Source organism: Kiloniella sp., from assembly GCF_048270245.1.
Classification (GTDB): Bacteria; Pseudomonadota; Alphaproteobacteria; order Kiloniellales; family Kiloniellaceae; genus Kiloniella.
In genome coordinates, this window is the sequence record NZ_JBLWTH010000011.1 from 1 (window position 1) to 21,441 (window position 21,441).

The window sequence follows — 21,441 nt, forward strand, 5'->3', positions numbered from 1 at the left end:
GTCCCGCCAGAGCATCTGCCCCGTCGGTGAGCGGTGTTATAGGCCCCACACAACACACTGTCAAAGACCTTTTTGCATTTTATTTACTTTTTTCCATCATCTTGCCCTCTGTTTGCGGTATTTGTGCCGCAAACCCCGCAGAAAAGGGGGACTTTCTAAAAAAACAGAATCGAGTAAACATTGACAGGAATCCATAAATACATCACTTTGTCCGAGCAGAGTATTGAGATTCTATATAACAACAACATCGAATACGGCCGTATGTCGTCACGGATTCCGGAGCACTACGTGTGAAGAATAGATTCCACACACCTACTTTTATGGTTAATGCAGCAATAGGAAGCAGCCTATCGATTCTTGCCCTTGGCGGGATCTATTTTTGGCTTTCCAGTAGCACCCCTATAGAAGAGCAGGTTACAAACAAGACCCAATCAGCCACTGTTGAAGTCACAGAAGATGCAAGCAGCACTTCTAATATCAACACGCAAGAAATTACCGTCGCATCACCAGAAGTTGTCGCGACCCTGAAAACAGATTTACTGACAAGTGAATATGTAGCCGTTGGGGCCGTTCCGACAGAAACCGCCGCAGATATACTAGAGCCTAGTGATATCGAAAAAATGGTGACTGTTTCCCATGGCGACACACTTATGAGCTTACTTGTTGCCGCAGGCGCAACCCGCTCAGAGGCACACGGCGCCATTACCGCCCTCACAGATGTCTATTCCCCACGAAAGATTAGACCCGGACTTGATATTGCCCTTACCTTTGCGCCACCATCAGCACCTATTGTTGAAGTAAAAGAACGTGATGTAGGTCCTTTACGGGCTATGCAGTTTCAACCAAGTGTAGAGCGTATTGTAAAAGTCAGCACAACCGAAGGCGAAGAAAGCAAATATATTGCTGAAGAAATTCAACGCCCGCTCACCATGAAAATGGCCCGTAGCACCAACGAAATTACAAGTAGTCTTTATCTCGCGGCAACGAATGTCAGTGTTCCCAATGACATCATGATCAAAATGATCAGGGCCTATAGCTTTGATGTGGATTTCCAACGCGAGATTCAAAAGGGTGATAGCTTCGAAGTCGTTTACGAAGCCTATTATGATGAAGATGGCAATCTCGCCCGCACAGGTGAAATGCTCTACGGCAACCTCAACCTGTCAGGTGATGATCTACAACTTTATCGCTTCACCCCCTCTAGCGGTTTTACCGACTACTTTAATGAAAAAGGCCAGTCCGCAAAAAAAGCCTTGATGAGAACACCCGTGGACGGCGCACGCCTATCAAGCCGCTTTGGGAAACGTAAACATCCGGTTCTTGGTTATACCAAAATGCATAAAGGTGTCGACTTTGCGGCTCCGCGTGGCACACCGATTTATGCTGCGGGTGATGGCGTCATCTTACGGGCAAACCGTTTCAGCAGTTTTGGTAACTACGTAAAAATTCGCCATCACAGTGGCTATGAAACAGCCTATGCCCACATGAAGGGTTTTGCCAAAGGTATCCGTAAATCCAAACGCGTGCGTCAGGGACAGGTAATCGGTTACGTTGGCACAACAGGACGTTCTACAGGTCCGCACCTTCATTATGAAGTGCTGTTCAATGGCCGTCAGGTTAATCCGTTAGGCGTTAAACTGCCAGCTGGAGAAAAGCTCAAGAAAGCTGACCTGAAAAACTTCGAATCTGAAAAAGCCAAAATCGACGGGCTGATTGAAGATCTGAAACAACCGGCAGCCATTGCAAAGCTGAACACAAACTAATCTCGGATTTTCCAGATTATATAGCACAGAAAAAGGACCGTTTGATTAAACAAACGGTCCTTTTTTATACCATACCAAAAGATACTTGGGCCTAGACACACCTGAAACTATGGTCGGCTAGCAAGCGATTATGTAACAGCGAGCTTTCTACCATTAATCGTCAGCACATCATCTTCCGCAGAGATATCCAGCTGCTCGCCATCATGTATCGCCCCCTCAAGTAGCAACGAAGCCAACGGATTTTGTAATTCCCGCTGGATTACACGTTTTAGCGGACGCGCGCCATAGACAGGGTCATAGCCTTTTTCTGCTAGCCATTCGGTGGATTCATCATCGAGTTTTGCCTTGATATCGCGATCAGCCAAAAGCTTTTGCAAACGACCGAACTGAATTTCAACAATAGAGCTCATGTGTCGGCGTTCCAAACGATGGAACAGAAGGACTTCATCAAGACGGTTCAGAAATTCAGGTCTGAAGGAAGCGCGAACTACCTCCATCACCTGTTCACGAACCACAGAACTGTCTTCGCCATCCGGCTGATTCGCCAAGACATCAGACCCAAGATTTGACGTCATAATGATCAGCGTATTGCTAAAATCAACTGTGCGCCCCTGACCATCCGTCAAACGCCCATCATCAAGAACCTGTAAAAGCACATTGAAGACATCCGGGTGTGCCTTTTCAACTTCATCAAAAAGGACAACCTGATAAGGCCGTCTGCGCACAGCTTCGGTTAAAGCACCACCTTCTTCGTAACCGACGTACCCTGGTGGCGCACCAATCATCCGGGAAACAGCATGTTTTTCCATGTACTCGGACATATCCAAACGTACCATCGCCGTATCGTCATCGAACAGAAAAGATGCCAAGGTTTTTGTCAGTTCCGTCTTCCCGACCCCGGTTGGCCCCAGAAAGAGAAAAGAACCGATAGGACGGTTAGGATCCTGAAGACCAGATCTCGAACGGCGAACAGCATTCGAGATCGCAACAATCGCTTCATCCTGACCGATGACACGTTTCCTGAGAAGATCTTCCATTTGCAGAAGCTTCTCTCTTTCGCCTTCGAGCATCTTATCAACCGGAATTCCCGTCCAACGAGAAACAACCCCGGCAATGGCATCTTCACGCACTTCTTCGTTTAGCATGTGACTATCGCCAGCTTCTTCAGCCTCGACTAAAGCCCTCTCTAGTTCGGGCAGGCGACCATATTTCAACTCACCAGCCTTTTCCAAGCGACCATCTCGCTCTGCCTGCTCAAGCTCTAAACGTGCTTGTTCTAGCTCTTCCTTAATTCTTTGCGCACCGGCAAGTTTATCTTTTTCTGATTTCCATTGGCTCGTGAGTGTGTTGCTTTTCTCTTCCAGCTCTGCAATTTCAAACTTCAACTTGTCGAGACGATCTTTGGCAGCCTTATCGCTCTCTTTTTGAAGGGCTGACTGCTCGATCTTAAGCTGAATCAACCTGCGATCCATCTCATCGATTTCTTCTGGTTTGGAATCCACTTCCATACGTAGTCGGCTGGCAGCTTCGTCGACAAGGTCGATGGCCTTATCCGGTAAGAATCGATCTGTTATATAACGATTTGAAAGTGATGCCGCGGCAACAAGAGCCGAATCTGTAATGCGAACACCGTGGTGCAGCTCGTACTTTTCTTTCAAGCCACGAAGGATCGATACGGTGTCTTCGACATTCGGTTCTTCCACAACAACTGATTGGAAGCGCCGAGCCAGTGCTGCGTCCTTTTCAATATATTTGCGATACTCATCAAGGGTTGTGGCCCCCACACAATGTAGTTCACCACGCGCCAAAGCAGGCTTCAGCATATTAGACGCGTCCATTGCGCCATCTGTTTTACCCGCACCAACTAAAGTGTGAAGTTCATCAATAAAAACAATGATCTCACCACTTGCTTCGGTAACTTCCTGCAAAACAGCTTTCAATCGTTCTTCAAATTCACCGCGATATTTTGCCCCCGCAACCATTGATCCAAGATCAAGAGACATAAGTTTCTTGTTCTTGAGGCTTTCAGGTACATCACCGTTCACAATCCGAAGGGCAAGTCCTTCAATAATTGCCGTTTTACCCACGCCCGGCTCACCAATCAGTACGGGGTTGTTCTTCGTGCGCCTTGAAAGGACCTGAATAGTTCGGCGAATCTCTTCCTCGCGCCCAATCACAGGATCAAGCTTCCCTTCCCGTGCCATACTGGTCAGGTCTTGCGCATATTTTTTCAAGGCATCATAACTATCTTCTGCGGATGCGGATTGAGCTGTCCGACCTTTGCGCAAATCATTAATTGCAGCATTGAGGTTTTGAGCAGTTAACCCAGCATCTTTGAGGATCTTTCCAGATTCAGCTTCTTTGGATAGTGCGAGTGCAATTAGAAGACGCTCAACGGTAACATAGTTGTCACCCGCCTTTTTCGCGATCTGCTCTGCCTGTTCGAAGATTCGGGCCGTTTCCGGGGCAAGATACACCTGCCCGACATCCTGACCGCTGACCTTTGGTAACTTGGCCAATGTCCGGTCAACATCTTCCCGTGCTTTTAACGGGTTTCCGCCGGCGGCAGTAATCAGATTTGCGGCAAGTCCTTCAGAATCATCCAACATCACCTTCAGCATATGTTCAGGCGTCAGTCTTTGATGATCACTACGGTGTGCAAGTCCTTGCGCGGCCTGAATAAAGCCCTGAGTTCTTTCAGTATAACTATTCAAATTCATATTTTTAAGCCCTCTCCGTCATGCCTGCGTCAGCAGCACACAATCGTTGATGCAATACCACCCATCACCCACGATAGTAGCATGATGGAACTCTGACGTTGATCAAGATCACCCGCCACTAAATATATGTGTATCAGATTTATCGGATACAAGGATCGAACGCGCGGAATTTATCAATACATTCCTAAAACGACGAGCAGAAACGGCAAGGCTGTGGTCGCCCACCTTTCCCATCTACCCCTGGGAAAATGAACAAAAAAAAACCCTGCCCGAAGGCAGGGTTGGGAAATCCCATAGTTACGTCAGGAGAGATGAGTACATACCCAGAAGGAGCACAAACAAATAAATTCAAGCGATGACCGCCGAATAGCTTGTGGTGTCTTCCTCGGTAGGAACTACAAGAAGGAAGCTAGCCCATGAAAAAACATTATGCAACTGAAAATCATTCTCATTTGTAAATTTTTTTATTTATTTTCAATATGTAAATTCCTCCCCATCTGTTTTCACGAATGCTTTGCCCCTACAATCCACTGAAATACTGGAACTTCGAAGATTAAATCATTAAAGGCTTGAAAAATAATGTGTAGCCAACACAATAGAAAAAAATTCGGGGAAGAAGATGTCTGCTTATATCAACTCAATCTATCGCTACCCTGTTAAAGGCCTTAGTGCAGAAAAATTGGATCAAGTAAATATCCAAAAGGACGCTCTTCTTCCTTATGACAGACGATTCGCCATTGCCCACGGTTCCACAGAATTTCCCGATGGCCCTGTCTGGCTCTCAAAAAAGCATTTTTTAATGCTGGCAAAGAATCCAAAGTTGGCTCAGTTGACGTCGAATTTTGACGAAGAGACCGAAACTCTTACCCTTTTGCGCAATGGGAAAAGAGTATCCAGAGGAAAGCTTACCGACCAGACTGGCCGCATGTTATTGGAACAGTTCCTAGCAAGTTTTCTTGAATCAGATGTGCGAGGTGCACCAAAGATTGTCGAAAATAAGACCTCAGCCTTTACAGACATTCCCGATTTACAAATATCCCTGATTAACCTCGAAAGCGTTAAAGACCTAGAGCGGGTAGTGAGAACCCCCGTCGATCCTATGCGATTTAGAGGAAATCTCTATATTGAGGGATTAAAAGCATGGGAAGAAAATGACTGGATTGGGAAAGAGGTCAAAGTAGGAAGCATCACTTTGGAGATAAAATCCCATATTGGGCGATGTTCAGCTACAAACGTAAATCTAGACACTGCAGATGTTGATTTAAATATCCCCAAAAATTTGCAAGCAGGATTTGGGCACAGAAATATGGGTGTATATGCTCAGGTTAAAACTGATGGCACTATACAAAAAAATGCACCAGTGACGACTGTTTAATACAATCAAATCAACTGGTGCAAAAAAAGCGAACTTTTAGACAGCCAAAAACCAAGAAGTAAAACTAAGCGGTTTCTGTCGTATCTTTTTCAACAGGATTTTTACGTGGGCGGCCCCTAGGGCGAGGCGCCTTAACTTCATCACCTGTATCTGCAACTTTACGCGTACGCGTACGCCGCTTAGGTTTTTCAGCCGGCGTTTCTTCAGCACCCAAAGGCAATTCAACCACAGCAGGAGTCGCCTTAGCAGCCTCTGGTTCTGGGTCTTGTTTAATTTCAAGCGTCGCTTTTTCAGCACGCTTCTCTACTGAGGCGGCATCATCAGAAGCCTCGTATCGAGGACGCCGGGTCCGAACACGGCCTCTTGCTGGTTTAGGAGCTTCCTCTTCAGCAGGACTTTCTTCATTCAAGACAATTGCTGGCTGTGCATCAGCTTCATTTTCAGAAGCAATATTCCCATCAACTGCTTTCGTATCTCCATCAGAAGAATTCCGAGTATTTCTATTGCGGTAATTATTATCCGGCTGATTAGTTCGACCCGAATTAGGGTCGGTAGAATCATTAATCACACGGAAATAATGCTCTGCAAACTGATAGAAAGATTCGGCGGCAACACGATCCCCTCCAACAGCGGCGTCACGCGCCATTTGCAGGTACTTTTCTTTTAGCTGAGAGGCATTGCCGCGTATGCGCCCCCCAGGTCCATTACTATCGAAGACACCATTACGTGATTGCTGTGGCTTTCGATTACTATTATTTGACCGGCCGCGCGGGCGACGGTTCGAATTGTTTGAATTTTGCTGTCTCATCATTCGCAAGCTAAATTAAATGCTAAATCTTGGGTATCGACAAACGTCAAGAGTCTTAAACTCAGACGACGTATCTATCAAGTTGTCGGCAAATACCCCCGGGGCACCCCACGCCCCTGCTTATCGGTACACCGTAAAGCTATATCTTCGGCTTTCCAAGCCCTAAATGTTAATTTTATATTATTTATTAAATGCACTTACGAGCAATGCAGGCTCTGGGGATGCCGCCAAGGTCCTTTTTCGGGGCAGAAACAACAAGCCCGGCATCGCGCATTAAAGTATTTATAGCTTCAGCTTGCCCTTGTCCGGCTTCTACAACAAGCATGCCATTATTTTTCAGGATCAAAGCAGCTTGAGGTATGAATGTTTGATAATCTTTCATCCCGTTATTTTCTGCAAAAAGTGCTAATGCAGGGTCATAATTTAAAACTTCCGGCGAAAGGGCCCTTTTTTCATCCTCTCCGATATAGGGGGGATTGGATATAATAATATCCCAACCATCCCCAACCCCATCGCACCAATTCCCCAATTGAAATCTCACCCGATCAGATAACCTCAAAGCTTCGGCATTATCCTTTGCGATAGCAAGAGCCCTATCACTGATATCGATACCAAGTCCCTTGGCCGTTTGGAGTTCACTTAAAAGAGTAAGTAAGAGGCACCCTGTCCCAGTTCCCAGATCAAGAATTTTAATTGCTTCTGTCTTGTCCACTAAGCTTTCGAGAACTGCCTCAATAAGTGTTTCACTGTCAGGTCGTGGGTCCAATGTATCACGTGAGACCTTAAACTTCAGACTCCAGAATTCCTTGCGTCCAATAATTTTTGAGACAGGTTCACGCTTTAACCGCCGATTGATCATCCCCAGAAAATGACCAAATTGACCATCATTCAGAAGTTTTTCCGGATAGCCAAAAAGATAAGAGGTGTCGACACTCAGGGCCTCTGCAAGCAATAATCGCACATCCAATCTGGGATTCTCGATCTCGGCTGCAGTTAACTGTTCATTTCCCAGCTTCAAACAATCTGCAATCGTCTTCTGAACTTGCTCATTAGATTCCATATCTAGCCAATCAACCTTTTCAGAACGATGCCTAATTATTGGATTTCGGCAAGGCGTTCAGCCTGATCTTCGGCAATTAGCGCATTAACCACTTCATCAAGCGCCTCACCCGCAATCACCTTATCCAGCTTATAAAGCGTCAGGTTGATTCGATGATCCGTCACGCGACCTTGAGGAAAGTTATACGTTCTAATTCGTTCCGAGCGATCCCCGCTCCCGACCTGTGACTTACGATTAGCGGCCTGTTCTTTCTCTTGTTCTTGACGTTGATTATCATAAATCTGGGTCAGCAACATCTTCATCGCTTGCTCTTTATTTTTATGCTGAGAGCGACCATCCTGACATTGAACGACAACACCCGTGGGAACATGCGTAATACGTACAGCAGAATCCGTCGTATTAACGTGCTGTCCGCCAGCACCCTGTGCGCGATAAGTATCGATACGTAAATCAGCCGGATTAATTTCAACGTCAACATCTTGGGCTTCGGGCATTACCGCAACTGTCGCAGCTGAAGTATGAATGCGTCCACCGGATTCCGTCACGGGCACGCGCTGAACACGATGTACACCAGATTCAAATTTTAGGTTAGAGAACACCCCTGTTCCCGTAATCAGGGCAGTTGCCTCTTTCACACCGCCGATACCATTTTCGGAATAGTCCAGTGCCTCGAACCGCCATCCTGATGCTTCTGCATATCGCTGATACATCCTAAATAACTCTGATGCAAAAAGACCTGCTTCATCACCCCCGGTTCCTGCACGGACTTCGAGGATCGCGTTACGCTCGCCGTCCACATCCTTGGGGAGCAGCATAATTTGCACTTGCTGTTCCATCTCCGGCAGCTTTTGCTTAAGTTCTAGGAATTCTTCCTGTGCAAGGTCCCGCATTTCAGCATCGGCATCAGGATCATTCAGCATTTCGGCCAGGTCAGCCATTTCGTTTTGTAAGGTGCGAAGTTCCTGAACAGTTTCCACGACAGACGTTAAGTCCGACAGCTCTCTCAGCAACTTAGTATATTCATTAGACCCTGGGTCTTGATGAGTAGAAATAACCGCATTCAGTTCGTCATACCGGGCAACAACAGCATCTAGCTTTTCATCGAACTTCACGTTCAGTCCTCTTTTCCATCATTTGCTTGAGGTTCACAATTCTCAGCGAGGCCCCCATCTTCTTTACCACGACTATGTAAAGCAGCCTCTATTCCAAAAAATCTATAGAGCAACTGTTCAAACAACACATGCCCTTCTGGGTCTTCTCTTGCAATCTCTTTTAAGACCACCTGCGGATTATGCAATAGTCTATTAATCAATAGCCGGGTCGCAACATCTGCATTTTCTTCAGTTTCCAGCAGAACCTGTGACCGAAGTGACTCAAAATGTTTTCGAATAACGGCAATAGCAGGAACAGCTTGTCTCTCGACCTTTGAACGGATGAAAGCCTGCATTTCATCGCCAAGAACTTTCCATGCTGCCATCATAGCAGCCTCGCGGTGGACTTTGCCTTGTTTTGCGACACTTTCAAGATCTTCTAGATTATAAAAATAAGCACCACTCAGGTCATTCACCTCGGTTGCGATATCGCGTGCTGCTGTTGTATCAATAAAAAAGACCGGTTTCCGTTTTCTTTTACGAAGGGCAACCCCAACATTCGCAGCCGTAAAGATATGATCAGCACCACCATAAGCTGACAGGATAATGTCACTTTGGCTTATCAGGTCATCTAGTTGATCCCAGGGACATACCTTCCCCCCCAACCGAAAACTTGCGGTTTGACTTCGTCCAATTTTGGGGTGCGTTATAATAAGGTCACCGATGCCGACGCTATTAAACTCTTGGCAAAGAAGCTCTCCCACTTCGCCACTACCGATTAAAGAAACCGTACATCTAGCCAAATCACCATGAATGCCACGCGCCACCTGTAAAGCAGAAGAGGCCAGAGAAATCGGTTGCTGTGCAATGGTCGTCTCGGTTCGTACACGCTTTGCAACAACAAGGCCGGCGTTAAGCACACTATCAAGAAAACTATCCGTTAGTCCCAAATCTCTTGAAACACGATGACACTCTTTCACCTGACCTAGAATTTGCGGCTCACCAACGATCAAACTATCCAGTGATGATGCAACTGCAAAAAGATGCCGTAAAGCATCAACCCCTGTGTGCTGATAGCTTTGTTTCCGAAGGCTCTCTAGATCAATATTGGCTTCTTGCGCTATAATGTTCTGATAATAATCAATATCTTCGCGTTCAAACTGGCATAAAACAAAGTCAAATCTTTCACACGTTGCAATCAAGACAACGCTTTGTTTGCCCTCGCTCTTGAGCTTGGTAAGGATCGTAGAATAATCTGGTTCTTCAACAAAGAGAGTATCGCGCAAACGTCGACCCGCAGTTCTTGCACTGACACCAACGATTGCAAGCCGATCAAACTGATCAGAGTGCTCTATCAAAGGGTGTTCAGGAACAAAGGGTGGAACTGAATTCATACGATATCACGATTGTAAGCAAGAGAGGCCATTTTAGGCCTCTTTTGCCGGATCTGTACAGCTCAGCGATAAACCGACAGCTTATCAGCCAAAGCGTCCAGTTTAACGAGCTCTTGCTCACCACTTGAAAGATCACGAACGGTTGCAGAATTTGCAGCCAATTCATCATCCCCCATAATAATAGCAACACTGGCATTTTGTTTGTTGGCTCTGTTCAGTCGTTTTTTCAGGTTTCCACTAAACCCAAGCTCGACACGGTATGCCGCATACCTTAGTTCATCAGCCAAGATTTGCGCCTTTGCTTCGGCCGCTTCCCCCATAGGAATAATGACGACAGGTTTAGGTTCAACAACTTGTCGTGTCATCAGCATAGCCAAACGTTCAATACCCGAAGCCCAACCTACGCCAGGTGTCGCAGGGCCACCCATGGTTTTGATCAATCCATCATAACGACCACCCGCCAGAACTGTTCCTTGGGCACCAAGGGCTGTTGTGGTGAATTCAAACGCAGTATGACAGTAATAATCCAGGCCACGAACAAGGCGCGGGTTTATTTCATAAGCAATACCCAAGGCATCCAGACCACTTTTGACCTGAGCAAAAAAATCTTTACTCAAGTCATTGAGATAGTCAGAGAAAACAGGAGCATCAGCAACAAGCTTTCTGTCCCCTTCATCTTTTGAATCCAAAATCCTCAGTGGATTTTTCTCTAACCGGCTCAAGCTATCTTCTGAAAGCTGATCTTTGAACGCAGAGAAATATTCAATCAATGCATCACGGTAAGCCTGACGGCTTTCTTGATCCCCAAGCGTGTTGAGTTCCAGCGTCGTGTTTTCATAGACACCAAGTTCTTTAAGGAAATGTACCCCCAAAGAAATAATCTCGACATCTCCTTGTGGCTTTTCAACCCCAAGAAGTTCAACCCCGGCCTGATGGAATTGCCTCTGCCGCCCCTTTTGCGGACGTTCATGGCGAAACATTGGACCGCCATAAAAGAACTTAACGGGTAACTGTTGGCTTAGCCCATTGGACATAAAGGCACGGGCAACACCCGCAGTATTTTCCGGGCGCAATGTAATTTCATCCCCGCCTTTGGTAGGGAAGGTATACATTTCTTTGGTCACAACATCCGACGTATCACCAAGTGTACGTTTGAAGACTTCTGTTTTTTCAAAGATAGGTGTGATTATTTCGTCATACCCAAAACGATTTGCAACCTCGCGTCCAATATTCAACACTTCGCGATGTCGACGCATATCATCGCCAAAAAGGTCATGCGTGCCGCGAACAGGTTGCAGAGAAGACATCGTTAGGGTTCTCCTGAAAGAAACAAATAAGAATATGAAGTAAGAATAACCGGAATGGTTATAGGGAATAGCCCTTTAAAAGTACATAGTCACGATAGCGGACCACGTACTTTTATAAAAGCTTCAGATAGAAACGACTAATGTCCCATCTGCTGTGGTGTTTCGCCCCGGGCAATCGCGTCTTCTATTTCCGCCGCCTTGGTTTCGATCATACCCACCAAGTGATCAACAATGCTTTGATCTTTAAGTCGATGATCGGGCATACCGGCCACATAAACTTGATGAGTACCTTTACCTCCACCCGTCAGACCAATATCCGTCATTGTCGCTTCGCCAGGACCATTAACCACGCAGCCAATAACAGAAACGGTCATCGGCGTGGTAATGTGGCTCAATCTTTCTTCAAGAACAGAAACGGTATTGATCACATCAAACTGTTGGCGTGCGCATGACGGACAGGAAATAACATTCACACCACGATGTCTCAGCCCCAAAGATTTCAAGATATCAAACCCGACCTTGATCTCTTCCACAGGATCAGCCGAGAGAGAAACTCGCAAGGTATCTCCGATACCTGACCACAACAGATTTCCCATACCGATAGATGATTTAATCGTTCCCGTGCGCAGGCCACCAGCTTCTGTAACGCCAATATGCAGTGGATAATCACAAACCTCACCCAATTGCATATAGGCAGCAACAGCCATGAAAACGTCTGATGCCTTACAGGAAATTTTAAACTCTCTAAAATCGAGATCTTCCAAAATCCGAATATGGCCGAGAGCAGATTCTACCATCGCATCCGGACAAGGTTCCCCAAAGCGATCTAACAGATGTTTTTCCAAAGACCCAGCATTTACACCAATACGCATGGAACAACCGTGATCCTTTGCTGCACTGACAACTTCGAGTACCTTTTCGCGCTTGCCAATGTTTCCCGGATTAATCCGTAAACAGGCCGCGCCAGATTCTGCAGCTTCAATCGCACGTTTATAATGAAAGTGAATATCTGCCACAATCGGCACAGAGACTTCTTTGACGATATCTTTCAAGGCGCGGGAAGATTCTTCGTCCGGACAAGACACGCGTACAATGTCTGCGCCAGCTTCTTCCATTGCATGAATCTGGTCGACAGTCGCTTTCACATCTGTCGTTAAGGTGTTCGTCATAGACTGAACAGTAATGGGGGCATCCCCACCGACAGGAACATTACCAACCATTACCTGTCGTGATTTCCGGCGAACAATATCTCGCCAAGGACGTATACTCATAAAACTCTCTCTGTGCCCGAAAAAAGCAGAGGAAACATGCGCTTTCTTGAACAATAATTCAAGCTGAAACCCCTAAAGTGGTGGCGCCTATTCAATAGCACAATAGTGACAGAAAAAAGAAAAGACGCAGCTTTATAACTGCGCCTTTGAACCTAAGGCAACTAACCTTCTGAAAGAGAATGTATTATTCAGCTGTAATTGACTCTAAAAGCCCTTCTTCAGACAGAATAATATCCCTGCGAACAGCCCCAAGGACACCTAACTTAGGTAGTTCATTACCATTCAGCTTAATTGTAATACCACCGGCATTCCCCGTCGCCATCACCAAACCGTCTCGCTTCGGTACATTATAAACTGACCCGGCACGAAGAACCCGACTAAAAATTGCTTCACCAGTTCCATCAACAATATGCAACCAAGTATCCCGTTCAGCATGAATAGTTATCGGTGACGCTTCGGCTTCATTTCCAAAGACTTCCGGTTCGGGCGGTGGTGGTGGCGTTACCACTGCGACCGATGTATCAGTCGAAACCGCATCCTCTTCTCTCGTTTCAGCAGCACTGTTTTCTGGCGTCGCATCTGCAACTTCCGCATCACCTTGTTCAGCATTGCCCGTCAAAGATACTTCCGGCACATCGGGAACCGTTTGGTTTTCCGTCGCTTCAGTCTCTGTTGTTGTATTATTTGGCGCTGTGTCGGTTGGTGCCCCTGCAACAACCTCTTCTGTATTTTCACCTACAACTTCGGACAGAGGATCTGCTGTCACGGCCTCTGCATCAGAGTTATCAACCGTCTCATTATTGCCATTAACGACAACATCAGACGTGGCATCTGTGGACGAAGCATCATCTTCTACAACAGGTGTCGTGGCTTCAACAGACGCTTCAGCTTGGGGTGCATCCTGATCTGTTGTTTGTGTTACACCATCTGAACTAGCGGTTGAGCTTTGTACTTCGCCAGTTGTAGGGTTTTGCTTTTCAGATAAGAAAGGAACCCACTCTGTTATATCGACATCAAACCGAGACACGGCGGTCCATCCACCATACGCAACACCGAGCAAAATAACCGAGGTTAAAAGAATTGCCAGTCCAGGGGTTTTGCTCTCGGGAACCGGTGTTGGAAAAACCAACTGCTTCCGATCACCATAGCTTTGAACTTCCTGCTTGAACTGTCGAACAATTTCATCTTTGTCGAGATTTAAATACCCCGCATAGGTTCGCACAAAACCATATGCATAGGTATCCCCCGGTAAGCTCGCAAAATCGCCACGTTCAATCGCTTCCAGAAAAACATATCTGATACGAAGAATATTGGCGACAGAACGTAAATCCTGTCCACGTTTTTCCCGGCCAGTACGAAGGATCTCCGCAACGGTTATTGTTGGCTGGCTATTTTCCGAGGCATCTTCCCCGGGTGTATTTTCCCGTGTTTCCGGCATCGCTTCCACAATCCCCTCCCTGCAAGCTGCGACCATCCCTTAGTATTAAGCTATGGTCACCTGTGGCGCGTAGGGGAAAGTTGTAACAAATTCAGTAACAAACAACAAATAAATCTATTTTAAGTCACAACGTTTTCTGTTTTGGCATAGTTCACTAATTCACTCCGCACACTATGATCCGGCTTCTCCAACAGACCCGTTACAAATTGTTTAATGCTATCCACATCCAGAGAACGTACCATCTTTTTAGCGCCCGCAACTTGTTGCGCAGGCATCGACAACGATTTGAAGCCACACCCTATCAACGCCATGGCTTCTATTGGCTGACCAGCCATATCCCCACAAAGAGAAAGGTCAACCCCAGCCCGGTGTGTGGTTTCCGCAATATTGCGCATCATCTTTAAAACACCAGGGTTTAAAGCATCGTATCGACGTGCCAACCGGGTATTGCCGCGGTCTGTTGCAAAAACAAACTGTAACAGATCATTACTACCAACCGAGAGGAAATCCACCTCTCTACACAAAGGAGCCAGTTGCCAAATCAAAGCCGGAACTTCCAACATCGCCCCCACTCTAATCTTTTCTGGTAACATACCGCCGATTGTTTTTTCGCGTTCAAGTTCACGATCTAGCAATGCACGCGCAGCTTTAAATTCTGCTGTTTCAGAAATCATCGGGAACATGACATCAAGATTACGTCCCGCACAGGCACGAATAAGCGCACGTAGCTGCTGACGTAACAAAGCCGGTCGATCCAACCCGATACGAATCGCCCGCCAGCCCATTGCCGGGTTTTCTTCGGCCACGCTTGACCAATAGGGTAGAACTTTGTCTCCCCCCACATCCAGTGTCCGAAACACAACTGGTTTTCCTTCGGCCCGATCCATGGCTTTACGGTACAATTCAGCTTGCTCAGCAACATCAGGAAAAGACTTGCGCACCATAAAGGGGACTTCAGTTCGGTATAACCCGACACCATCCGCACCCGCCGCATGCATATGCGGTAGATCCATCAACATACCCACATTGACGTTTAGCGAAATACGCTGATTATCCAGACTAACCGGTGCAAGATCCCGTGCCGCAGAAATTTCTTCCCAGCGAAGCTTTTTATCCTTAACGCTCGTCCGCAAAGTTCTGAGCACATCATCTTTTGGGCGAACAAAAACCTGATCATGTGACGCATCCAGAACAACCATGTCCCCTTCGCGGACACGGGTCAAAACATCCCGACAACGTCCAATTATGGGCAATTCAAGGGCTTGCGCAACCAACGCAACATGGGCTGTTGGCGAACCTTCTTCCAAAACAACGCCCTTTAGACGATCCCAGTCGTAATCCAGAAGTTCAGCCGGACCAAGCGTCCGCGCCAAAAGGACAAATTCATCGGGCAGTTCTGGCTTGTCTTCATCAAGGTCAAGCAGATGATGCAACAGGCGATTGGCAAGGTCATCCAAATCAGCAAGGCGTTCACGCAGATAGGGGTCACTGATTTTGCTCATTCGCGAGCGGGTTTCATTTTGAATCTTCTGAACGGCTGCCTCAGCAGTCATCCCCCCGACACGAATGGCCTCAGTAATTTTGCCGACCCACCCCCGGTCTTCAGCAAACATCCGGTAAGTCTCAAGAACTTCTCGCTGTTCGCCCATCGCCGCGATATCAGTTCTGGTGAGCATCTCATCAATTGATGAACGCATTTCCTTAACCGTCTTTTCCAACCGCTCGACTTCTTCGTCGATATCATCGGCAATAATGCGATTAATAACGATGCCACGATTGTGAAAGACAGCTTGCCCAATTCCCATACCTTCGTTCAGACAAAGGCCTTTGATTCGATCCGGTTTTTCCAGCTCTTCTTTCGAGCTTTTTGATTCAAGAGCAGAAACCGACAGCGCCCCACCAGCGATAAGTTCAGCCAGAACCATGGCGATGGTTTCCAGGGCTTCAACTTCTTCTTCGTCATAGTGCCTGTGGGTAACATTCTGAACGGCAATAACACCAAGAACCCGGCCACTTCGCAGGATTGGAACCCCCAACATGGATTGGTACGGCTCTTCCCCTGTTTCAGGACGGTAGGCAAAATTAGGGTGGCGCGGCGCATCAGAAACAGCCATAGGCAGAGCCAGAGCTGCGCACTGACCTACGATACCTTCGCCTTTGTGTAACCGTGTTTGGTATACAGCTTCGGGTTTTAGCCCCATCGTCGCAGCAAGCTCGAGATATTCACCTCGACGCATGACGTAGATCGAGCAAACCTCGGCATTCATATCCCGCGCGATCAGATTAACTGTTTGCGCCAGACGTTCCTGATTGGTGGACTTGCCCTTCATCTGATCGCGCAAGAGTTTCAACAAACGACGAGACCCACCCCAAGCCGATGTTTTTTCATTCTTGCCTGTCATCAGATCCAGCATCCTCGCAACCAGTGAAAAATTCAGGTTCTTATAAATATTGGGTTATTAGCCCAGAGCCAATAGCCCGGGGCCAATAACCCAACAAAATAAATCCTTTGTCGGCTTTAAAGTACTGCTTATCTACGAAAACCGATTACAGAATTAATACTATAATATTAATCTTCTGAATCAAGGCCGTATGCAGTATGCAAGCTCCGCAGAGCTAGCTCGGTATATTCCTCGGCAACAAGGACAGAAATCTTAATTTCAGACGTAGAAATTACTTCAATATTGATCCCTTTTTCTGCGAGGGCCGAGAACATTTTCTGCGCGACACCAGCATGAGAACGCATGCCAACACCAATGACAGAGATCTTAGCAACGGCAGGATCTGAATCAAGGCTGTCATATTTCAATCCATTGCTGCTGTCTTCCAGAACCTTAATTGCTCTGTCTAGTTCAGCCTTGGCAACGGTGAAAGTCATATCCGTGGTTTTTTTATCGGCGGAAATGTTTTGAACAATCATGTCCACATTAATTGCATTATCAGTCAAAGGACCAAAAATGCTTGCCGCAACACCCGGCGTATCCCTTACGCTACGGAGTGTAATTTTCGCTTCATCACGATTATAGGCGATGCCACTTACAATTGCCTGTTCCACGATTTCTTCCTCGTCTACAACTAAAGTTCCGGGCTTGTCTTCAAAGCTGGAAAGAACTTGAACGCGTACCCCGTGCTTCATGGCCATTTCGACCGAACGGGTCTGCAAAACTTTTGCCCCTTGAGAAGCAAGCTCTAACATTTCCTCATAGGTGATTTTTTCCATCTTACGGGCTTTTGCAACAATACGAGGATCAGTCGTATAAATACCGTCAACATCCGTATAGATATCACAACGATCAGCTTTCAAAGCTGCCGCAATCGCCACCGCAGAAGTATCAGAACCGCCACGACCCAACGTCGAGATTCGACCATCAGGTCCAACTCCTTGGAACCCGGCAAATACAGCAACTTGACCTTCACCAAAACGGCGAATGATATCGTCGACCTCAATGCGCTCAATTCGGGCACTTCCATGCGCCGCGTTGGTCACAATCGGGCTCTGCCAACCGAGCCAAGATCGGGCGTTAATCCCCATATCCTGCAACACGATAGAAAGTAAGCCAGACGTCACCTGTTCACCAGATGATACAACTGTATCATACTCGCGCAGATCATAGAGCGAACCAGCATCTTGAACATAATTGACTAACTGGTTGGTCACACCAGCCATTGCGGATACAACTACCGCAACCTCGTTTCCCGCCTCAACCTCTCGCTTAACACGCTTTGCAGCGTTGCGGATTCGGTCAAGATCAGCAACCGAGGTGCCACCGAATTTCATAACGACTCGGGCCATCGGAACTCATCCTGTGAGGAAAATATAAATTTAATATCGCTGCCCTGAATACCACCGTCAAAAAACAGCTTTCAAACGGTTGCTCTCTGGGCTCGACATATCCATACTCTGCACGGCACAGTGACGCAAGAAAATGCGTGTGAAAAACGAACACAATCACACATGTAAAATGTAAAATAGCGTCAGATTTAAAGTGAATTTCTCGTCCTCTCATCCAGAGGACACCGGCAAATGATGGTTTAAAATACAATGAATGCAACCCAGATCCCCGAAAAAGACGAAGCGTCCGGCATTACCGTTGACCCCTTGGAAATATCAAAGTTTGCGGCCATGGCGGACGAGTGGTGGGATCCACTGGGCAAATTCAAACCACTTCACCAACTGAATCCTGTCCGCATTAGGTATATACGGGACCACCTTGCCCAAAAACACGACCGTGACATCACAACCCTAACCCCACTTAAAGGATTAACAATTCTGGACATCGGGTGTGGCGGGGGCTTGTTATCTGAACCTCTCACCCGGTTGGGTGCAAAAGTCACAAGCATTGATGCCTCGCATCGCAACATTGAAATCGCACAAATTCATGCAGAAGAAAGCGGCCTTGAAATGGACTATCGCCATATGACAGCCGAAGAACTTGTCGAACAAGGTACGCAATTCGATGCGGTTATCAACATGGAAGTTATTGAACACGTCGCCGATGTCGAAGTTTATAGCCGGGATTGTGCTGCCCTTGTAAAACCCGGCGGCACTATGTTTGGCTCAACATTAAATCGCACAAAAAAATCTTACCTTCTTGCCATTGTTGGTGCTGAATATCTGTTACGTTGGGTCCCCCGAGGAACCCACGAGTGGAATAAGTTTTTGCGCCCATCAGAGTTTGTCGACCTACTGCGTCGCAATGGACTAGAGACCGAAGATCTTATGGGAATAGTATATAATCCGGTACAGGATAAATGGTCTCAGGACGCCAGTGATCTGGATGTAAACTATATGCTGATCGCTGAGAAGCCGTCATAGCTCTACACCTCCCAGGAACTATCCTAGAGAGCAAGTTGCTCTAATCTAAAAGCCGCTACGCGTTGATCAAAAGGATGTATTCGAAGGGCATGACCATTCACGCCTGTTAAGCATCCGCTTTTTGCTTCCAAGGAATTGTTGCAAAGGCAACGCCCTCTTCCTTTAGGCTTTTGGCATCAGTTTCACTTGCCTCACCATAGATATTCTTTTTGTCTGATTCGCCGTAATGAATTTTACGAGCTTCCGCGGCAAAGTCTTTACCAACATAATCAAAGTTATTCTCAACGGCTTTTTGAGCTTCAGAAATAAATTTTTGCGCCTTGGCCAGCTCTGTGGCCGAGACCTGCTTCTTCTCACTATTGGCCAGACTGACATTCGGTGCCATCAAAGCTTTTTTGACTTCTTTCGAAGAACAGTTGGGGCACAGAACAATCCCTCGTTCGGATTGATCCTTGAAGGCCGCACTATCTTTAAACCAAGCTTCAAAAACGTGATCGTTTTCGCATTTCAAATCGAAAAGAATCATTCTAATCCCGCTTTATTCCTACTGTCAGTTATGTAAAGAATATGGTTATGACTGATGATCTCTGCAATGGTCAAGCTTCTGATACCAGAAGTTATTGCATTAAAAGCATCTGCCAGTAGTGAATGTAACTAGGCCTCAACATTAAGACAAAACTCATTAATAGATTGTTCCATTAGTTTGGAAACAGAAGGCAAAGATAATGAACGAACCATCTTCGTGGGTGCTTAGACATGCGGGATATATTCCCGAAGGTAGCGACGTATTGGATCTTGCCTGTGGAACAGGCCGACATGCGCGACTATTTTTAATGTCTGGACACTACGTAACAGCCCTTGATAAAAACACCGCCGCCCTTAGTGATCTTGATAACCATCCAGGGACCGAGATTATTCTTGCTGATCTGGAAGACGGAAGCCCCTTTCCCCTCTCGAACAAAAAATTTGGTGGTATTATTGTTACCAACTATCTCTACCGACCTCTCTTGCCTTTACTTCCCGAATTACTGCTACCAAACGGCGTTTTAATCTATGAGACATTTATGGTGGGGAATGAAAAATTCGGACGGCCCAAAAGCCCAAACTTCCTGTTAAAGCCCCAAGAACTTTTAGACGAATATTACTCACGACTAAGAGTTCAAAGTTATGAAGAAACAACAATCCCGGAACCTAATCCCGCCGTTGTGCAACGTATCTGCGCGGTAAATTCGGCATGAAGACGATCAGCAGATGGTAAAGTCTCTATCATGATCTATTGATGGAACCATATCACGGGCTTGTTTCACGCGATCAAGATCAATATCAGCAACGATAATCCCCGGTTGATCACCACCATCAGCAAGGACTTCCCCCCATGGCGCAATAATAAGGGAATGACCATACGTTTCACGCCCTTCAGAGTGAATACCACATTGTCCGGCCGCAATGACAAAACATCCATTTTCAATCGCACGTGCTTTTAAAAGCGTGTGCCAGTGTGCTTCCCCCGTGAATTTGGTAAAAGCAGCCGGCGCCGTCAGAATTGTTGCGCCCTTTTTCGCCTGAGCCCGGAACAGATAAGGGAAACGAACATCATAGCAAATCGCCATACCCAATTCAGCCCACGGAAGCTTAGCGACAACCGCCTGATCTCCGGGGCGAAATGTTGCTGATTCACGATAAGACTGGCCGTCGGGAATAACGACATCAAACATATGAATTTTATCATATCGGGCCGCAATATCACCTTGCGGTGAGAAAAGAAACGCACGGTTAGCCGCACGACTTTCTTCTGTACCAACAATCAAAGAGCCTATGTGCAACCAAACCCCAAGTTCCGCAGCGAGTGCAGAAAAAGCCTTCACCGAGGGATGATCACTCTCGGGAAGTGCTTTTTCCAGCGTCAGCTTTTTATTGGGTTCCATCATCGTCGTGCATTCGGGCGTTTGAATGTAGTCTGCGCCCAAGGCATGCGCCTGCCGAATAAGATCGCAAGCAGGACCTAACGTAACGCTGTCATCCCGATCTGCTGTTAGCTGCACACAAGCTGCTTTGAATTTATTCAAGAGGCAATCCTGTTTTCGAGTTTGCTATCCAGTTTACCATGACTTTCAAGTGCCATGAGTTCATCACACCCGCCAATATGCTCACCATTAATGAAAATTTGTGGCACAGATGTACGCCCGCCAGCCTTCTCAACCATTTCTGGTTTACGACGTGGTTCCATCATTACGTCAATCTCGTTAAAAGCAACGCCTTTGCTTTTCAGCAGTTTTTTTGCACGGATGCAATAAGGGCAAAGCATACTGGAATAAACAACAACTTCAGCCATAGACAACATTCCTAATTTCGCTGTGGTTACACAAACAGGTACTTGATCACAGAACCTGCGAGTAAC

The 21,441-nt window shown here is 46.6% G+C and carries 18 protein-coding genes; 5 read left to right on the plus strand and 13 right to left on the minus strand.

All coding sequences use genetic code 11. The features are described 5' to 3' along the window. Together ACN0W5_RS18170 and ACN0W5_RS18175 are read left to right on the plus strand one after the other, a co-directional pair. A partial coding sequence (locus ACN0W5_RS18170) for a hypothetical protein (RefSeq protein WP_417455500.1) occupies positions 1 to 197 on the plus strand: 197 nt, incomplete at its 5' end. A 93-nt stretch (positions 198 to 290) separates the two neighbouring features. Beyond that, positions 291 to 1,763, plus strand: coding sequence for a M23 family metallopeptidase (locus ACN0W5_RS18175; protein ID WP_417455501.1), 1,473 nt, complete (start codon positions 291 to 293; stop codon positions 1,761 to 1,763). Positions 1,764 to 1,891: 128 nt separating this feature from the next. Here the strand turns inward: ACN0W5_RS18175 and clpB are convergent, their stop codons facing one another. Continuing rightward, positions 1,892 to 4,483: an ATP-dependent chaperone ClpB gene (gene clpB, locus ACN0W5_RS18180; RefSeq protein WP_417455502.1), complete on the minus strand. Its 2,592-nt coding sequence runs from the start codon at positions 4,481 to 4,483 to the stop codon at positions 1,892 to 1,894. A 619-nt stretch (positions 4,484 to 5,102) separates the two neighbouring features. Here clpB and ACN0W5_RS18185 point away from each other — a divergent pair. Beyond that, positions 5,103 to 5,858: an MOSC domain-containing protein gene (locus tag ACN0W5_RS18185; protein WP_417455503.1), complete on the plus strand. Its 756-nt coding sequence runs from the start codon at positions 5,103 to 5,105 to the stop codon at positions 5,856 to 5,858. Positions 5,859 to 5,922: 64 nt separating this feature from the next. Here ACN0W5_RS18185 and ACN0W5_RS18190 read toward each other — a convergent pair whose 3' ends face one another. The 9 genes from ACN0W5_RS18190 to ACN0W5_RS18230 form a co-directional block, all read right to left on the minus strand. Then, a complete protein-coding gene (locus ACN0W5_RS18190) occupies positions 5,923 to 6,666 on the minus strand; it encodes a DUF4167 domain-containing protein (RefSeq protein ID WP_417455504.1) in 744 nt (247 codons plus the stop codon). 187 nt (positions 6,667 to 6,853) lie between these two features. Further along, positions 6,854 to 7,726 (minus strand): peptide chain release factor N(5)-glutamine methyltransferase, encoded by an 873-nt coding sequence (gene prmC, locus ACN0W5_RS18195; RefSeq protein ID WP_417455505.1) that lies wholly within the window; start codon positions 7,724 to 7,726, stop codon positions 6,854 to 6,856. Positions 7,727 to 7,761: 35 nt separating this feature from the next. Beyond that, positions 7,762 to 8,838: a peptide chain release factor 1 gene (prfA, locus tag ACN0W5_RS18200; RefSeq protein ID WP_299380337.1), complete on the minus strand. Its 1,077-nt coding sequence runs from the start codon at positions 8,836 to 8,838 to the stop codon at positions 7,762 to 7,764. A 2-nt stretch (positions 8,839 to 8,840) separates the two neighbouring features. After that, positions 8,841 to 10,211, minus strand: coding sequence for a glutamyl-tRNA reductase (gene hemA / locus ACN0W5_RS18205; protein ID WP_417455506.1), 1,371 nt, complete (start codon positions 10,209 to 10,211; stop codon positions 8,841 to 8,843). A 62-nt stretch (positions 10,212 to 10,273) separates the two neighbouring features. Beyond that, positions 10,274 to 11,518 carry a histidine--tRNA ligase gene (gene hisS / locus ACN0W5_RS18210; RefSeq protein WP_417455507.1) on the minus strand — a complete coding sequence of 415 codons (1,245 nt, stop codon included), beginning with the start codon at positions 11,516 to 11,518 and terminating at the stop codon, positions 10,274 to 10,276. 137 nt (positions 11,519 to 11,655) lie between these two features. After that, a complete protein-coding gene (ispG, locus tag ACN0W5_RS18215; protein ID WP_299380331.1) occupies positions 11,656 to 12,789 on the minus strand; it encodes a flavodoxin-dependent (E)-4-hydroxy-3-methylbut-2-enyl-diphosphate synthase in 1,134 nt (377 codons plus the stop codon). A gap of 184 nt (positions 12,790 to 12,973) precedes the next feature. Further along, positions 12,974 to 14,227: a RodZ domain-containing protein gene (locus tag ACN0W5_RS18220; RefSeq protein WP_417455589.1), complete on the minus strand. Its 1,254-nt coding sequence runs from the start codon at positions 14,225 to 14,227 to the stop codon at positions 12,974 to 12,976. Positions 14,228 to 14,346: 119 nt separating this feature from the next. Continuing rightward, a complete protein-coding gene (gene ptsP / locus ACN0W5_RS18225; RefSeq protein WP_417455508.1) occupies positions 14,347 to 16,629 on the minus strand; it encodes a phosphoenolpyruvate--protein phosphotransferase in 2,283 nt (760 codons plus the stop codon). Between the two features lie 167 nt (positions 16,630 to 16,796). Beyond that, a complete protein-coding gene (locus ACN0W5_RS18230; protein WP_299379803.1) occupies positions 16,797 to 18,020 on the minus strand; it encodes an aspartate kinase in 1,224 nt (407 codons plus the stop codon). Between the two features lie 249 nt (positions 18,021 to 18,269). Between ACN0W5_RS18230 and ubiG the strand changes: the two genes are divergently transcribed. Beyond that, a complete protein-coding gene (ubiG, locus tag ACN0W5_RS18235) occupies positions 18,270 to 19,043 on the plus strand; it encodes a bifunctional 2-polyprenyl-6-hydroxyphenol methylase/3-demethylubiquinol 3-O-methyltransferase UbiG (protein WP_417455509.1) in 774 nt (257 codons plus the stop codon). 106 nt (positions 19,044 to 19,149) lie between these two features. On the opposite strand, the gene ACN0W5_RS18240 is transcribed toward ubiG, so the two are convergent. Then, positions 19,150 to 19,569 carry a DUF1178 family protein gene (locus ACN0W5_RS18240; RefSeq protein ID WP_299379809.1) on the minus strand — a complete coding sequence of 140 codons (420 nt, stop codon included), beginning with the start codon at positions 19,567 to 19,569 and terminating at the stop codon, positions 19,150 to 19,152. 199 nt (positions 19,570 to 19,768) lie between these two features. Here ACN0W5_RS18240 and ACN0W5_RS18245 point away from each other — a divergent pair, with 199 nt between their 5' ends. Beyond that, positions 19,769 to 20,281, plus strand: coding sequence for a class I SAM-dependent methyltransferase (locus ACN0W5_RS18245; RefSeq protein WP_417455510.1), 513 nt, complete (start codon positions 19,769 to 19,771; stop codon positions 20,279 to 20,281). 6 nt (positions 20,282 to 20,287) lie between these two features. On the opposite strand, the gene ACN0W5_RS18250 is transcribed toward ACN0W5_RS18245, so the two are convergent. Then, positions 20,288 to 21,109: a carbon-nitrogen hydrolase family protein gene (locus ACN0W5_RS18250; RefSeq protein ID WP_417455511.1), complete on the minus strand. Its 822-nt coding sequence runs from the start codon at positions 21,107 to 21,109 to the stop codon at positions 20,288 to 20,290. Beyond that, positions 21,106 to 21,375 (minus strand): glutaredoxin 3, encoded by a 270-nt coding sequence (grxC, locus tag ACN0W5_RS18255; protein ID WP_417455512.1) that lies wholly within the window; start codon positions 21,373 to 21,375, stop codon positions 21,106 to 21,108. Before grxC ends, ACN0W5_RS18250 begins: the two co-directional genes overlap by 4 nt. Positions 21,376 to 21,441: the final 66 nt, after the last annotated feature.

Coding starts and splice junctions, on each gene's coding strand:
- clpB (WP_417455502.1), bottom strand. CDS start 4,483: ATGAATTTGAATAGTTATACTGAAAGAACTCAGGGCTTTATTCAGGCC.
- ACN0W5_RS18185 (WP_417455503.1), top strand. CDS start 5,103: ATGTCTGCTTATATCAACTCAATCTATCGCTACCCTGTTAAAGGCCTT.
- ACN0W5_RS18190 (WP_417455504.1), bottom strand. CDS start 6,666: ATGAGACAGCAAAATTCAAACAATTCGAACCGTCGCCCGCGCGGCCGG.
- prmC (WP_417455505.1), bottom strand. CDS start 7,726: ATGGAATCTAATGAGCAAGTTCAGAAGACGATTGCAGATTGTTTGAAG.
- hemA (WP_417455506.1), bottom strand. CDS start 10,211: ATGAATTCAGTTCCACCCTTTGTTCCTGAACACCCTTTGATAGAGCAC.
- hisS (WP_417455507.1), bottom strand. CDS start 11,518: ATGTCTTCTCTGCAACCTGTTCGCGGCACGCATGACCTTTTTGGCGAT.
- ispG (WP_299380331.1), bottom strand. CDS start 12,789: ATGAGTATACGTCCTTGGCGAGATATTGTTCGCCGGAAATCACGACAG.
- ACN0W5_RS18220 (WP_417455589.1), bottom strand. CDS start 14,227: ATGCCGGAAACACGGGAAAATACACCCGGGGAAGATGCCTCGGAAAAT.
- ptsP (WP_417455508.1), bottom strand. CDS start 16,629: ATGACAGGCAAGAATGAAAAAACATCGGCTTGGGGTGGGTCTCGTCGT.
- ACN0W5_RS18230 (WP_299379803.1), bottom strand. CDS start 18,020: ATGGCCCGAGTCGTTATGAAATTCGGTGGCACCTCGGTTGCTGATCTT.
- ubiG (WP_417455509.1), top strand. CDS start 18,270: ATGAATGCAACCCAGATCCCCGAAAAAGACGAAGCGTCCGGCATTACC.
- ACN0W5_RS18240 (WP_299379809.1), bottom strand. CDS start 19,569: ATGATTCTTTTCGATTTGAAATGCGAAAACGATCACGTTTTTGAAGCT.
- ACN0W5_RS18245 (WP_417455510.1), top strand. CDS start 19,769: ATGAACGAACCATCTTCGTGGGTGCTTAGACATGCGGGATATATTCCC.
- grxC (WP_417455512.1), bottom strand. CDS start 21,375: ATGGCTGAAGTTGTTGTTTATTCCAGTATGCTTTGCCCTTATTGCATC.